Below are 15044 nucleotides of genomic sequence, written 5' to 3' on the forward strand. Positions count from 1 at the left end.
CGGTCATCGCGGTGCACGGGGAACCAGGGTCTCCACCCCGTTGATCGTGGCCTTGAGCTCGGGATTGGCCGGCGGCGTAGCCTCCAGCTCCCATTGCATCTGGCTGCCCGGCAGCACATAGCCCATGAGCCCCTCGTTGATGGGGACGGTGCCCCGGCTGCCGGCGTTCCATTGCACGGAGGTCAGGCGCGCATGGCCTGCGCCCTGGTTGCGCACCACGAGCAGGTGGCGCGGGCCCTGCTTCGTGGCATGCCAGGTGAGGGAGGGCGGCAAGGGCTTGCCCTTGCCGTTGCCGAACAAGGGCTTGGTCGGGCGAAACGGCTGGGCCCCTTCGCCGTAGACGAACAGCGGAATCGCGTAGCGCACATTCAGGCGGATGCCCATGCCGGCTTCGGATCCTGGCTGCTTTTGCGCCAGGTCTTCCGGGGCCGGCAGTTCATCGATCACCACCCGGTAGGCCTCCTCCAGCCCAGGGGGCGGGCGCCGGGTGGCGATCAGGCGCACCATCTGCCGCTTGCCGGCAGGCACCACGCTGATGGGCGGGCTGGCGACCACATCCTTTTGCGTGGAGAACACGTCTTCGCCTTCGGTCTGGGTCCAGTCCAGCACACGCACCTGCAGCGAAGCAGAGGCCGTGCCGCGGTTCTCCAGCCAGACGGCGACGGCCGGCTGTTCTTCGGTGATCACGGGATCGACCGGCCAGATCATCAGCGGGGTCGCCGCCTGGGCCCAGCCGGCGCAGGCGGCGAGCGCGCAGGCCATGCGGCGCGTGGTGCGCAGCCAGGCGGCTGCCGCGGGGTGGGATGCAAGGGCGTGCGCGCTCACCATGTCACGGTCACCTGCACCGTGTCCACATAGGTCCCGGCCATGGCGGAGGAGCCGGGCAGCACCAGGTTGCCCCGGATGGGCAGGGCCGTCGCCGTCGTCCCCATGGTGATGCCGACCGGCACATTGGGCGTGAGGGCGGTCACCGTGCCGGTCACCAGCGACAGCGTGTAGGGAATGAACTGGCCGGCTCCATTGGACAGGCGGCGCTGCGCGCCCTGCAGGTTCAGGCCGCCGTTCACGCTGACCTGGGCCGCCGTGCCGGCCGTGCACACCAGCTTGGCCTGCATGCCCAGGTCATTGCTGGCCATGGCGCTCACCGCACCGGTGCTGACGGCGGAGTGCGTGCCGAAATTGACGGAGCCGAAGGGCACGCCAGTGACCTGCGACGAGTTGCCGGACACGATGCAGCCCGTGACGATGGAGGCATTCACCGCAAAGGAGGGGCTGGTGGGCACCGTGGCGGCCATGGCTGCCACGGACAGGGCCAGCGACGCGCACAGCAGCGGCAGTGCGACGGCCAGCTGTGGACTGTTTCGGCGTTTGGCGTGCAAGCCCCTGCCTGCACGTGCATGCATTTCCTGAACCATCGATGATGCTCCCTCGGCCGCCGCCACGGCCTGGTGTGAGCGCTTGCACGCTCCTCTCCCACCCCTTCCCTGCTGCCTCTGCCCCCTGGTGTGTGCGGCCGGTGGTCCGGCGCCCGGGGATCAGTAGGTCAGTGTGATCTGCAGCGTATCCGTGTACATGCCCGCCGGCAGGGCCGAGGGGTCCTGCTTGTTGATCTGGCCATAGATCGGCAGCGCAAAGGCCACGCCATTGGCCGGCACCGTGATGCCGGTGACGGCCGATCCGGTCGGGTAGGCCAGGGTGTGGCCCGCGTCGCGGTACACCTCGTACGGAATATAGGCCGCGGTGTTGCCGTTGCGCATGGCGCGGCTGCCGACGCCGATGGAGCCCCCCTGGCCGGGAAAAGAGCCTGCGCCCACCTGGATGCTGATGCCCAGCACATCGGGAGAGCAGACGATCTGCGTGGGGCCGGAGACGCCCTCACCCCCGGATGCCGTTGCCGTGACGGTGCCTGTGAAGGTGCTGGGCTTGGTGCCGAAGTCCAGCATACCGAAGTTCACGCCCGAGGCATTGCCCGAGCTGCCGGCGATCACACAGCCCGCCGTGAGCTGGATCTGCGACTGCAGCGTGCCGGTCAGTGTGCCGGCCTGCGTGGGCCAGGCCAGCAGGCCGGCCGCCAGGACCAGTGCTGCTGCGTACTGCTTCCGATGGGGCGCTGGCCCCCCGGTCAGGGGGCGGCACAGGCCTTCCAGCGCCTCTCGTTTTCGCTCGGGTGCTCGCATGGTGTCCTCCTCTCAAAGCCGGAAGATAGGCCAGGGGACGCCCAGTGGAGAGCGCCCTGCCTGCCAAAGCTACGAGCGACCTTGCACTGTTGTCGGGCAGACGTCCAGCTTTTTTTGACCAACTGGTGTGCGGGACGGGTTTCCGCGAGGTGCAGGTGCCGAGGGAACCTGGGGCTCCAGGATCAGGGCGGGGGCAGCGGCGCGCCGGCAGCCACGCCCCGGCGCCGGGGCACGAGCTGCCCGTCGAGCAAGGCCTCGATGCGGGCGAAGATCTCGTGGCGCGAGAAGGGCTTTTTCATGAAATCGTCGGCACCGATCCGGTTGGCATAGAACTGCTCGGTGGCGTGCTCGTTGCCGCTGATCATGATCACCGGGATGTGCTGCGAGGCCGGCATTCTGCGAATGGTGCGCAGCGCGTTGAAGCCGTTCATGCCCGGCAGGATGATGTCGAGAAAGACCAGATCGGGCGGGGCCTCGGCGATCAGGGCCAGGCCCTGCTCGGCATCGAGCGCCTCGCGGGTCTCATAGCCTGCCGAGGCCAGGGTCTTGCGCAGCACGGCGACGACGGTCGGCGAGTCGTCGATGATCAGCACCTTGGTGCCTTTGCGCGCGTTGACGCGCTTGCGCCTGCGCCGCTCCACGGGTACGGCCGCGGCGGTGTGGGGTGCTTCCGGATGGGCTGTCGGCTTGCGCACGCCGCCCAGAAGGCGGTCCAGGATACTCATGGTGCGGGCTCGCTTCTCGCTAGGGTAGGGCTCTGCAGGCCCCAAGTATCCAGGATCTTGGGCCTGGGCAGAAGATCCTGGCGCTTCGGGGGCCTGGTTCCGTGAGAAAGTCGGCGCTTTTGGGGCGGTGTGGCCGTGCCGCACCTGCAACGCGCGGCGCCTGGCCCTTACTCCCCGGCCTTTTGCCGGTCCTTGCGCAGGGCCCGCCGCAGCAGACGGGTGGCGCGGTCCCGAAAGGGCGACCCATGGTGCTCCAGGGGACCCTGCGCCTTGGCCTTGGTGCAGGCAGCCAGAAAGTCCTCCAGGATGGCCGTGTCGTCCAGCGTGTCGGAGCCCAGCTTGTGGAACTCGGGGTGCCACTGCGTGGCGGCGATGTAGCCGCGCCCCGGCGCGGGCTTGAGACGGATGGCTTCGGGCACGCCGTCCGGTTCGCTCAGGGCCTCGACCTCAAAGTCCGGGGCCACCCGCTTGATGCCCTGGTGGTGGATGCTGTTGACCCGTGCGCGCGGTACATCGGGGTACAACTGCGCCAGGCGTGAGCCGGCAACGATCTGGATGTCGTGGAAATGCTGGTCGTAGGTGGTGGCATTGCGGTGCTGCTGCGCGCCGGGGTGCTGGAACTCGATGTCCTGGTACAGCGCACCGCCGAAGGCCACGTTGATCAGCTGCAGGCCCCGGCAGACACCGAAGATGGGCTTGCGCACCTCGGCAAATGCCTTCACCACGGCCAGGTCGTACAGATCGCGCACGCGGTCGCCGATCCACTCCTCGCGCAGGGGTTCCTCGCCATAGTTGCCGGGCCAGACATCGGCACCGCCGTGCATGACGACCCCGTCGAGCCACTCGGCGTAGTGTGCCAGCGTCACGTCGCCGCGTGCCGTCTCCCCGGTGGGGCAGGGCACCATCACGACCATGGCACCGGCCGACATCAGCCAGTGCGCGATGGACTGCTCGACATACTGCAGGGTCTTGCCGGTGAACAGCGGGCGGTTGGGGTCGGCATGCTGGAAGCAGGCGGACAGGCCGATCTTGAGGCGGGGTGCGGCGGACATGGGTTGGGGCTCCACGGGATCCACAGCACGGGCTGCAGATGCAAGGCAATAGGTAATAACGTTGTAGCACCCGCTCCACAGGCCGTCTGTAGGAAAGGGCCCTGCGCGCCCTGTTGGCGCCACGTGGTGCTATGAAATGTGGCTTTCTTCATGAAATGGCGGGTTGCGGGTGTGCGCCGCCTGCACTGCGGCGGGCCCCGTTCCCCATAATTTCCGTAACCAGGTGTGAGCGACGCAGGCGGGTTCGTGCCTGCGCGCCGAACGCCGTTGTCCATCCCCGACGAGAGCAGAGCCCATCGCCATGCGCCATCCCACGCTGCACCTTTCCACCCTGGCCACGCTCGTGGCATTGGCCTGGCCCTGGCATGCGAGTCAGGCCGCCGTGCCGCCAGGCGCTGCGGCCGAGATCGTGGGGCTGCAGGGACCGGGTGACCAGCGCACGGCGGCCGCAGCGGACTGGAAGCCCGCGCGCCAGGCCCAGGCGCTGGCTGCGGGCGACTTCGTGCGCACACGCGAAGCGGCGCGCATGGCCCTGCTGTTCGCCGATGACACCCAGCTGCGCCTGCACCAGAATACGGTGCTGCAGGTCAAGGCCGTGGCCACGCCCACGCAGCCCATGACCACGCTGATGCTCAGCGCCGGCCGCGCCTGGACGCAGACGCGCCGCCCCGATGGCAGCCGCCTGACCCTGGAGACACCGGCGGCGACGGCGGCGATCCGCGGCACCGACTGGGACATCGAGGTGGCGGGCGACGGCCGCACGCTGATCACCGTGCTTTCGGGCACGGTGGAGTTCGGCAATGCGCAGGGGCAGGTCGTGGTGGCGGCCAACGAGGCTGCCTATGCCGATATCGGCCAGGCACCGGTGAAGATGGTGCTGAGCCAGCCGCGCGACCGCATCCAGTGGGTGAATGCGCTGCGCGCCGATCCATTGCCGCACCTGGCGGCCCAGGGCAGCACGGATGGCGGTATGCCGGCCGTGCTGCAGCCCGTGCAGCGGGCGCTGGCCGCACGCGATGGGACGGCCGCTGCGGCCGCGCTGGCCGCGGCCCGCGGCCAGGCGCCTGCAGGCTGGGTGGCGACGATGGAGTCCGCCGTGGCCCTGCAGGCGGGCGACCTGCAGTCCGCACGGGCCGTGTTGGCAGGCCAGGCCGAGGCACGGCCTCCCGTGCTGGCCGCGCAGTTGATGCTGTCGGACCTGCAGTTGCTCGAGGGTGACGGCCCTGCTGCCGTGCGCACCCTGCAGGCCGCCCTGGCCCGGCATTGGCCGGGCCATCCCGCACTGCTGGCCCAGTTGGCGCGTGTGCAACTGCTCACCGACCGGGTGCCGGAGGCCGCAGCCACCCTGGGGCCTGCGCCCGCCGGCGACCCCGGCCTGGCCCTGGTGCGCGCCGAACTGGCCCGGCGGCAGGGCGATGGGCCAGGCGCCATTGCCGCCTACACCGAGGCCACGCGCCTGGCGCCGCAGGACGCACGGGCCTGGCAAGGCCTCGGCAGCGCGCATGTGGAGCGCGAGGAGACCGGGCCCGCGCGCGCGGCGCTGGGCCGTGCGCTGTCGCTCGACGCCCAGGTCCCCGGGGCGCAAGGTGAGCGCGGCACACTCGAGACCTTCGTCAACCAGTTCACCGAGGCGGGCCAGGCCTTCGAGACCGCGCTGCGCGACAACCCGGCCGACTATGTGGCGCTGACCGGCCAGGGGCTGATGCGCCTCAAGCAGGGCCAGCCGCAGGCCGCGCTTGGCGACTTTTTGCGCGCCGGCGTGATGGAGCCGCGCTATGCGCGCGCCAAGGTCTGGACCGCGGTGGCCTACTACCAGCTCGGGCGCACGCCCGACGCGCTGGCCACGCTGCGCCAGGCCAGCGCCCTCGACGACAAGGACCCCTTGCCCTACCTGCTGCTGGCGCAGATCCAGACCGACCTGTTCCAGCCTGGCGATGCCGTCGAATCCGCCCGTGCGGCGGTGCAGCGCATGCCCTACCTCAAGTCGCTCAACCAGGTGGCCAACGACCAGAAGGGCAGCGCCAACCTGGGCGCCTCGCTGGCCTTCTTCGGCATGGAGGACTGGGCGCTGGAGCTGGCGCAAAAGAGCTTCTCGCCCTACTGGGGTGGCAGCCACCTGTTCCTGGCCGACCGCTACCGGGGCGAGTTCAACAAGAACTCGGCGCTGTTCCAGGGTTTTCTGACCGACCCCATGGCCTTTGGCGCCAGCCAGCTGCATTCCTCGCTGCTGCAGCGCCCGGGCAGCCATGGCGCCATGGGCCTGCTGCTGGACCGCGACTTCTACCGCATGCACGCGCCCTCGCTCACGCTCAATGGCATGGACAACAGCCGCCTGCCGGTGTCCTGGTTCTTCAAGGCGCAGGGCGCACGGGCCAAGCGCTCCCCGATCGATGTCGGGGTGTTCAACGTTCCGGCCTTCCACGATCCCTCGGGGACGGCGGACATCGGAGCCGATGTGCTCACCTTCGGCCTGGGCCTGCAGCCCCATGAACGCCTGAACCTTTTCGCCTATGCCAACCAGTACGACGTGTCGCTCCAGGGCCGCAACCGGCTCGACCTGTGGGGTGATGGCTCCGAGGTGCGGCAGACCACAGCGGACAACCGGGCGCGCCTGGGGGTGGCCGGCCTGTCGTACCGCTGGAGCCCCGTAGAGCAGTCCTGGCTCAAGATCGGGCGCAGCCGGGAGCGCAACCGCGCCGACAACTTTCCCACCGTGTTCCTCTTCGAGCCGCTGGCGGCCCTGGGCGGGCTGAAGGCCTCTCCCGAGAAGGCCTTCACCGATCTGCAGCTGCGCCACAGTGTGGATCCGCAAACCGGGCAGCGCTGGAGTGTGGCCCTGGAGCATGTGGCCGAAAAGCAGTCCAGCGAGGTGAGCGGCTACGGCCCCCTGGTCCGCCAGGACAGCGGCGCCGTGCCGGACATCCTGGTCTTCGCCGGGGTCAACGAGATCGACCGCCGCTACACCGGCCTGACCCTGGCGGGCAGCCAGCAGTTCAGTCCGCAACTGCTGCTCGATGGCGCCTTGGGGCTGCAGCAGATCCGCCACCGGGTGCGCGGCGGCAATGCGGTGGGCCTGCTGATCCGCGACGTCAGCGAGTCGACCCAGGCCCGGCGCAACGACACGGAGAGGGTGGCCACCCCGCGCTTCGGCGTGGTGTTCACGCCGGTGGCCGGGACCACGCTGCGCATGGCCTACCAGGACTGGCTGCGCCCGCTGAGCGCGTCCACCCTCACCAGTGTGGAGACCGCCGGCATCCCGGTCGAGGACCGCATGGTGGAGGCTGGCGGGCGGCATCGCCGCACGGTGGCACAGCTGGGCATGGAGGTCGACGGGCACACGTTCCTGAACCTGCGTGCCGACCACCTGCGCGTGCGCAACCCCGGCGTGCTCGGGGTCGACCTGCGCACACCGAGCATGCCCTTCCTGGAGGAGATGCGCAATGCGCAGCTCATCAACCTCTCGACCACCGATGTGCTCGAAGGCACGCCGGGCTTCGAAGAGGGTACGCTGCAGGCCCTGGGGGCCGGCGTCAACCGCATGTTCAGCCGCCAGTGGTCGGGCTATGCCAAGTACCTCTACCAGCACAGCAGCAGCCAGTACCTGGACAGCACCAGCAACCGCATGGTGCGTGGCCTGCGCATCCCCTACATCCCGCGCCATACGGCCGTGGTCGGGGCCACCTGGGCCAGCGCGCAGCGCGTGTACCTGAGCGCCCGGGCCGTGTACCGGTCCGAGCGTTTCGAGGACAAGCAGAACCTCACGCGCCGCCCGCCGGGCTGGAGCCTGGACCTCGTGGGGTATTGGGAGACGCAGGACAAGCACTGGGTGCTGGGCGCGGGGGTGCTGAACCTGTTCGGAGACCGGACGCCGCGCCAGACCGTCCGGTACGTGATCGATGCGCGCTATCGCTTCTAGGGGCTTCTGGCGCGAAACGGCGCTGGCGTTGGGGGCCAGCGCGCTGGTGTTGCTGCTGGTCTGGGCTGCTACGTTCACGCGGCCCTGGCATGCGCTGGAGTTCAAGACCTTCGACGTGCTCACGTCATGGGCCGCGCCGCAGCGTGCGGCCTTTCCGGTGGTGATCCTCGCCATCGACGAGCCCACCTTCCAGGCGCTGCAGCAGCACTGGCCTTTTCCGCGCAGCCTGCATGCGCGCCTGATCGAGCGCGTGCACGCCGATGGCGCCGCCGCCATCGGCATGGACGTGGTGTTCGCCGACCCGGGCGATGAGGAGGAGGATGCCGCGCTGGAGCGCGCGGTGGCCGCTGCAGCCCCGGTGGCGCTGGCCTCGGCGCGGGAGAAGGTCGACAGCGCGAATGCCACCCTGTGGACTGATGTGCCTCCCTTGCCCCGCCTGCTGGCAGCCGGAGGCCAGGCCGGCAGTGCCCTGGTGCTGCCCGACGACGACTTCGTGGTGCGCCGCGCCTTCGGCGAGGCGGACAGCCTGGCCATGCAGCTGGCGCGAAGGGTCGCCGGCGCCACCCGGGACCTGCGACCTGCCGAATGGCTGGCCTACCGGGGCCCGCGCGGCACCTTCGACACGCGTTCGTACTACCAGGCGCTGGAGCCGGGGCTGCTGCCGGCGGGGTTCTTCAAGGACAAGATCGTGCTGGTCGGGCGCTCCGCGCTGAGCGCCTCCGAACTGGAGAATGCGCGGGCCGATCTCTTCAACTCGCCCTTCGGTTCGGCCGGGGGCGAGCGCCTCTTTCCTGGCGTCGAGTTGCAGGCCACGCAGGTCGACAACCTGTTGGCGGACGATGGACTGCGCAGCGCGCCTGGCCACTGGACGCCGGTGCTGGTGCTTCTCATGGTGCCCTTGGTGATCCTGGCCGGCCGGCGTCTGCACACGGGCTGGGCGGTCGTGCTGATGGCGGCCCTGGTCGCGGCCATGGCGCTGGCCGCCTGGCTGCTGTTTGCCTACGCCCGGCTGTGGTGGCCGCCGCTCATGCCCATGGCTTCGGCCATTGGCGTGACGGGCGCCACCGCGCTGGTCATCTACGCCACGGTGCGCCAGCGTGCCCAGCAGACCCGCGCCATGTTTGCGCAGTACGTGCCGCCCGAGGTGGTGGCGCGCCTGGTGGCCGAGCCCGAACTGATGCGCCTGGGCGGCGAGGTGCGCGAGGTGACCATCATGTTCACCGACCTGGCCAACTTCACCACCCTGTCGGAGCAACTGAGTGCGGAGCAGACGGTGGAACTGCTCACGGGCTATTTCGATGCGATGACGCCCATCATCCACGCCAGCGGCGGCACGGTGGACAAGTTCATCGGCGATGCCGTGATGGCTTTCTGGGGTGCTCCGCTCGACGATGCGCGGCATGCCGAGCATGCGGTGCATGCGGCCCTGGACATGCAGCAGGCCATGGAGCCGTTGGTGGCCGCGCTGCGCGCGCGCGGCCTGCCGCCGCTGCAGATGCGCATCGGCCTGCACACGGGGCGGGTGGTGGTGGGCAACGTGGGCTCGCAGCAGCGCTTTTCGTACACCGTGATCGGAGATGCGGTGAACCTTGCGGCGCGCCTGGAGGGGGCCAACAAGGCCTTCGGCACGGGTATCCTGCTGTCGGAAACCACGGCACGGCAACTGCCGGACATGCTGCCGCTGCGTGTGCTCGATGAAGTCATCGTCAAGGGCCGTACCGAGCCCGTGCGCGTGTTCACGCTCTGTGCGGATGCCGAGGTCTCGGCGTTGTCTGCCGCCGCCCTGGACGCCTTCCACGCGGGCGATGCCGCGGCCGCCGCAGCCCACCTTGGCCAATTGCTGCAGCGCAGCCCGGGAGACCCCGCTGCCCTGCGCCTCCAAGCCCGTGTGGCGGAGGCTGCCGCCCTGCCTGCGGGTGCGCCCTGGCAGACCGCGGTGGCGCTGGACAAGTTGTAAGGACTTGCTAAGACCTGTGTCCCGCAGGTCATTGGAATGCCATTTGGCAGACCCGCGATTTGGTGCCACCATGAAGGCTCATGGCGCGGCGCTTCCACTGCCCTCCGTCGTGGCACCGCCGCCGTCTTTGGTAACCCCGAGAAAGGAGCACCGCATGCAAGTCCAAGTCCATACCGATGACCATGTCCAGGGCAGTGAGGCCCTTGCGCAATGGGTCGCCGGCCAGGCGCAGAGCAGGCTCTCGCGCTTTCAGGACAATGTCTCGCGGCTGGAGGTGTTCCTGTCCGACGTGGATGCCGGCAAGTCCGGCAGCAACGACAAGCGCTGCCGCATCGAGGCGCGCGTGAACGGCCGCCAGCCCATCACCGTGGCCGACCATGCCGACAAGATGCCTGTGGCCTTCATGTCGGCCACCGACAAGCTGGCGCGTGCCCTCGACACCGATCTGGCACGCGCCCGCGGTGGTCGCAGCGGCCGGGACACCATCCGCACGGCCGCCGCCACCGACTGACGGTAAAGCCGTATCAGTTATTCACTGCGCTGCGCGCCACCCGCGACGCATGAAACTGGCGCTGCCAAGGCCAGTGCCCCCGTGCAAGGGCCGCCAAGCCGCGAATGCGGCGCTTCGCTTGCGTGCACTGGGGGCGTCCCCCTCCCAGATTGCGAAGCAATATGAGAGAGGGGTGAAGGCGCGAAGCGACTCAGGGGGTGTTGCACTCTTCAGAGGTCCAATACCAGCAGTGCGCTCTTGGCGCGTGAGCAGCAGGGCAGGCACTGTTCGCTCACGGCCTTTTCCTCATCGGTCAGGTACATGTCGCGGTGGTCGACATCGCCTTCGAGCACGCGCGTGAGGCAGGTGCCGCAGACGCCCTGCTCGCACGAGGTCATGATGTCCACGCCATGGGGGCGCAGCGCATCCACGATGGAGATGCCGGCCGGTATCGTGTAGGTGCTGCCCGTGCTGGCGATGCGCACCTCGAACGGGCCATCGCCCGAGGTGTCCTGCGCGGGCGCGCCGAAATACTCAAGGTGCACGCGGTCGGCCGGCCAGCCCAGGTTCTTCGCGGTGTTCACCACATGGTCGATGAAGCCGGCCGGGCCGCAGACATACAGACGCGCGTCCGGGGCGATGTCGGCGAGCACGGCCATGAGGTCGAGCTTCTGCGCGGCGTCGCCATCGTCGGTGTGGATCTCCACATGCGGCGCCATGGCCGATGCCGCAATCTCCTGGGAAAATGCCGTGCGGGCGACGGAGCGCGTGCAGTAGTGCAGCGTGAAGTCGGCGCCCGTATTGGCGAGGCGCTCGGCCATGCACAGCAGCGGCGTCACGCCGATGCCGCCTGCCAGCAGCAGCGTGCGCTGCGCCGGGTGCAGCGCGAAGTGGTTGCGCGGGGTGCTGATGGTGAGCAGGTCGCCCTCGTGCACGGCATCGTGCATGCCCACGGAGCCGCCGCGCGAGGCGGCGTCGCGCAGCACCGCGATGCGGTAGCGGTGCTGCTCGCTCGCGCTGTTGCACAGCGAATACTGGCGCGTGATGCCCCCTGGCACATGCACATCGATGTGCGAACCCGCGCTGAAGGCGGGCAGCGGTGCGCCATCGGTGCGGGCCAGCTCGAAGCTGGCGATGCCCTCGGCCTCCAGCTGCTTGCGCACCACGCGCACCTGCAAGGTGTCCTGCGCGCCGCTCATGCTGCCTGCTCCGCGGCCAGGGTGCGGTCGATCAGCTTGCGCGACTGCACGCCACCCGCGTCGATGTTGAGCATGAGCAGCTTGCGCTCGGGGTGGCGCGTGAGGTTGAGCTGCTGCAGCTCCAGCATCTCCTGGTCCTCGGCGAAGATCTTGCCCTGGCCTTCGCGGATCTGCGCGGTGAGGGCCGGGTCACCGGGCTTGAAGTTGCGTGCCATGCCCCAGAAGTAGTGGATGGAGGTCTCGGTCTCGGGCGTGATGAAGTCCACCACGATGCTCGATGCCTTCTTGTCGGCCGGTGCCTCGTAGCCGCCATGGCCGGCCAGCGCCACGCCGACCTCGATCAGCACATGGCTCGGCGGCGTGAAGTGGCAGATCTGCCAGCGGTCCACCGGCTGGTCATCGGGCAGGCCGTTCATGCGCAGCGCCATCTGCCAGAACGGCGGTGCCTGGATGCCTTCCATGTGGCGGCTGGTGATGACCTCGTCGCCCTCGACGCGGGTCTTGCAGGGCACCTCGTCGATCTCCTTCTGGCCGATGCTGTTGGCGTGCACATAGGTCTCGTGCGTGAGGTCCATCAGGTTGTCGATCATCAGCCGGTAGTCGCAGGCGATGTGGTACAGCCCGCCGCCATAGGCCCAGTCGGGGCTCTCGGCCCAGTGCAGGTGGTGGATCTTGGCCGGGTCGGCCTGCGCCGCATCGCCGGGCCAGACCCAGATGAAGCCATAACGCTCCACCACGGGGAAGCTGCGCGTGCGCGGAAAGCCCTGCACCCGCTGGCCCGGCATGGAGACGGCCTTGCCGTCGCAGCCCACGCGCAGGCCGTGGTAGCCGCACATCAGCTCGCCATCGCAGACCTTGCCCAGCGACAGCGGTGCGCCGCGGTGGGGGCAGAAGTCATCGAGCGCGGCGACCTGGCCCGGTGCGGGGCGGTAGAAGACGATCTTCTCGCCGCAGATGGTGCGGCCCAGGGGCTTGTCGGCAATCTCGTCGGGCATGCAGGCGACGTACCAGGCGTTCTTCGGGAACATGGTGCTTGTCTCTCTCCGTGGGGTGGATCTGTTGGCGCCCGCAGGCTTGGTATACAGCCGGCCCGCAAATCGCCGTGTTCATGGGCCTTATTCTGCGGAAAACCCGATTTTCTGTATACATCGAAAACGCGAAAAGCAGTTATCGCAGCTGGGCATACCACCTAGATCGTTGTTTTGTAAGGGGTTGGGGCGGTTGCCGATGGATGTGGATCGCATTTCTGTATACAGTCGCGCCGATTCCTCCGATATTTGCTGCATGAACCACCCAGACCCCCAGGCGCTGGCCGCCCTTGGTGACGCCGCCGATGCGGGCGCCTCGCAATCGGTGAAGGCCCAGCTGCGGCTGCGCGAGATGATCCTGGCCGGCGAGCTGGCCGGCGGCGCGCGCATTGCCGAGCTCACCCTGGTGGAGATGCTGGGCGTGTCGCGCACGCCGATCCGCGCGGCGCTGATGCGGCTCGAGCAGGAGGGCTTGCTGCACCGCCTGCCCGGCGGCGGCTATGCCGTGCGCACCTTTTCCGAGACCGATGTGGCCGACGCCATCGAGTTGCGCGGCACCATGGAAGGCTTGGCAGCGCGCCTGGCGGCCGAGCGCGGCGCGGATGCTGCGGTGCTGGCCGAGGCCGCGCAGTGCCTGGACGAGATTGACGCCGTGCTGGTGCCGCGCGCGCTCGACGACGAAGGCTTCTCAGCCTATGTGGCGCTCAATGCGCGCTTTCACCATCTGCTCGGCCGCATGGTGGGCAGCGAGGTCATCGTGCGCGAGCTCGACCGCGTCAAGGGCCTGCCCTTTGCGTCGCCCTCGGCCTTCGTCGTGGTGCAGACGCATTCCCCCGAGGCCCGCGACATGCTGGTGATCGCCCAGGACCAGCACCGCCAGGTGCTCGATGCAATCACCCGGCGCGAGGGCGCCCGGGCCGAGGCCATCATGCGCGAGCACTCGCGCATCACGCGGCGCAACCTGCTCGCGGCCGTGCAGGCCGCACAGTTTCAGGGTTTACCCGGGGTTCAACTGATCCGGGATCACGTCTGATGGATAGCTGTTGCAAGTTATCACAAACGGCGATATCTAAAAGTTGGAAATCCCGCTTGTGTAAGCTGGCACCTCCATAGAGACTCCGCCCAATCCACCGCTGTATACAACGACACCCCAAGGAGACAAGCACCATGCACAAACGCCACCTTCTGCGTGCCTCGGCCGCTGCCGCCGCCCTCATGGCCCTGGCCACCACCCTGCCGGCGATGGCCCAGGACAATGTGTTCAAGATCGGCCTGATCCTGCCCATGACCGGCCAGCAGGCCACCACGGGCCGCCAGATCGAGGCCGCCGCGCGCCTGTACATGGCGCAAAACGGCGACACCGTGGCCGGCAAGAAGGTGCAGCTCATCATCAAGGACGACACCAGCCTGCCCGACGTGACGCGCCGCCTGGCGCAGGAACTGGTGGTCAACGACAAGGTCAACGTGCTCGCGGGCATGGGCATTACTCCCTCGGCCATGGCCACGGCACCGCTGGCCACGCAGTCCAAGACCCCGCTGGTGGTGATGGCCGCGGCCACCTCCAGCATCACCGAGGCCTCGCCCTATGTGGTGCGCACCAGCTTCACACTGCCCCAGGTGTCGGTGGCCCTGGCCGACTGGGCGCCCAAGAACGGCATCAAGAAGGTGGTGACCCTGGTCAGCGACTACGGCCCGGGCATCGATGCCGAGAAGTTCTTCAACCAGCGCCTGGCCTTCAACGGCGGCCAGGTGACCGAGGCGCTGCGCGTGCCGCTGCGCAACCCCGACTTCGCGCCCTTCCTGCAGAAGGTGCGCGACGCCAAGCCCGATGCGCTGTTCGTTTTCGTGCCCTCGGGCGCGGGCGCTGCGGTGATGAAGCAGTTCCTGGAGCGCGGCATGGACAAGGCCGGCATCAAGCTCATCGCCACCGGTGACGTGACCGATGACGACCAGCTCAACGACATGGGCGATGGCGCCCTGGGCGTGGTCACCTCGCACCACTACTCGGCTGCCCACCCCTCGCCGCTGAACAAGAAGTTCGTCGAGGCCTTCGAGAAGGCCAACAAGGGCCTGCGTCCCAACTTCATGGCCGTGGGCGGCTACGACGGCATGCGCGTGATCTACGAAGCGCTCAAGACCACCAAGGGCGCGGGCGGCGGCGATGCCCTGCTGGCCGCCATGAAGGGCCAGGTCTTCGAGAGCCCGCGTGGCCCCGTGTTCGTCGACGCACAGACCCGCGACATCGTGCAGAACGTCTACCTGCGCAAGGTCGAGCGCGTCAACGGCCAGCTCTACAACGTGGAATTCGACGTGATCAAGGACGTCAAGGATCCCGGAAAAGCTCGGTAACCCCCTGAGGCGCTGCGCGCTTCCGTGCGTCCACCAGAGGCGGCCGCTCTTCGTCGCCGTCCAAGCCTGCGCAGGCAGGCTTGGAGCCGCGGCACTCAGCCCCTACAGGGGGACGCCTCCGGTTGCCTGGCAAAGCCAGTTCCACGGTGGC

The 15044-nt window shown here is 68.7% G+C and carries 12 protein-coding genes; 5 read left to right on the top strand and 7 right to left on the bottom strand.

Annotated elements, in window-relative coordinates; all coding sequences use genetic code 11:
- Positions 1–3 precede the first annotated feature (3 nt).
- The 5 genes from HNP48_RS03955 to HNP48_RS03975 all read right to left on the bottom strand — a co-directional run bounded on the left by HNP48_RS03955 (position 4) and on the right by HNP48_RS03975 (position 3954).
- The gene (locus HNP48_RS03955) at positions 4–828 is read right to left on the bottom strand and encodes a molecular chaperone (protein WP_184855522.1); all 825 of its coding nucleotides are present in this window, start codon (positions 826–828) and stop codon (positions 4–6) included.
- Positions 822–1379 (bottom strand): spore coat U domain-containing protein, encoded by a 558-nt coding sequence (locus HNP48_RS03960; protein ID WP_260420064.1) that lies wholly within the window; start codon positions 1377–1379, stop codon positions 822–824. Before HNP48_RS03960 ends, HNP48_RS03955 begins: the two co-directional genes overlap by 7 nt.
- Before the next feature lie 156 nt (positions 1380–1535).
- Positions 1536–2177: a spore coat U domain-containing protein gene (locus HNP48_RS03965; protein WP_184855524.1), complete on the bottom strand. Its 642-nt coding sequence runs from the start codon at positions 2175–2177 to the stop codon at positions 1536–1538.
- Between the two features lie 182 nt (positions 2178–2359).
- Positions 2360–2902 (bottom strand): PleD family two-component system response regulator, encoded by a 543-nt coding sequence (locus HNP48_RS03970; RefSeq protein ID WP_184855525.1) that lies wholly within the window; start codon positions 2900–2902, stop codon positions 2360–2362.
- 167 nt (positions 2903–3069) lie between these two features.
- A complete protein-coding gene (locus tag HNP48_RS03975) occupies positions 3070–3954 on the bottom strand; it encodes a gamma-glutamyl-gamma-aminobutyrate hydrolase family protein (protein WP_184855526.1) in 885 nt (294 codons plus the stop codon).
- Between the two features lie 301 nt (positions 3955–4255).
- Here HNP48_RS03975 and HNP48_RS03980 point away from each other — a divergent pair, with 301 nt between their 5' ends.
- The 3 genes from HNP48_RS03980 (at position 4256) to HNP48_RS03990 (ending at position 10338) form a co-directional block, all read left to right on the top strand.
- On the top strand, positions 4256–7870 hold the full coding sequence (locus tag HNP48_RS03980) for a TonB-dependent receptor domain-containing protein (protein WP_184855527.1): 3615 nt from the start codon (positions 4256–4258) through the stop codon (positions 7868–7870).
- Complete coding sequence (locus HNP48_RS03985; RefSeq protein ID WP_184855528.1) at positions 7851–9827, top strand: adenylate/guanylate cyclase domain-containing protein; 1977 nt, start codon at positions 7851–7853, stop codon at positions 9825–9827. Before HNP48_RS03980 ends, HNP48_RS03985 begins: the two co-directional genes overlap by 20 nt.
- A gap of 154 nt (positions 9828–9981) precedes the next feature.
- On the top strand, positions 9982–10338 hold the full coding sequence (locus HNP48_RS03990) for an HPF/RaiA family ribosome-associated protein (protein ID WP_184855529.1): 357 nt from the start codon (positions 9982–9984) through the stop codon (positions 10336–10338).
- A gap of 209 nt (positions 10339–10547) precedes the next feature.
- Here HNP48_RS03990 and HNP48_RS03995 read toward each other — a convergent pair whose 3' ends face one another.
- Positions 10548–11516 carry a PDR/VanB family oxidoreductase gene (locus HNP48_RS03995; RefSeq protein ID WP_184855530.1) on the bottom strand — a complete coding sequence of 323 codons (969 nt, stop codon included), beginning with the start codon at positions 11514–11516 and terminating at the stop codon, positions 10548–10550.
- Complete coding sequence (locus tag HNP48_RS04000; RefSeq protein ID WP_184855531.1) at positions 11513–12544, bottom strand: aromatic ring-hydroxylating dioxygenase subunit alpha; 1032 nt, start codon at positions 12542–12544, stop codon at positions 11513–11515. The genes HNP48_RS03995 and HNP48_RS04000 overlap by 4 nt, the downstream gene beginning before the upstream one ends.
- 256 nt (positions 12545–12800) lie before the next feature.
- On the opposite strand from HNP48_RS04000, the gene HNP48_RS04005 reads away from it, so the two are divergent.
- Both HNP48_RS04005 and HNP48_RS04010 read left to right on the top strand, forming a co-directional pair.
- Positions 12801–13577 (top strand): GntR family transcriptional regulator, encoded by a 777-nt coding sequence (locus tag HNP48_RS04005; protein ID WP_184855532.1) that lies wholly within the window; start codon positions 12801–12803, stop codon positions 13575–13577.
- A gap of 134 nt (positions 13578–13711) precedes the next feature.
- Positions 13712–14893, top strand: coding sequence for an ABC transporter substrate-binding protein (locus HNP48_RS04010; RefSeq protein WP_184855533.1), 1182 nt, complete (start codon positions 13712–13714; stop codon positions 14891–14893).
- Positions 14894–15044: the final 151 nt, after the last annotated feature.

It is taken from the genome of Acidovorax soli (assembly GCF_014207955.1).
Taxonomy (GTDB): Bacteria; Pseudomonadota; Gammaproteobacteria; order Burkholderiales; family Burkholderiaceae_C; genus Acidovorax; species Acidovorax soli_A.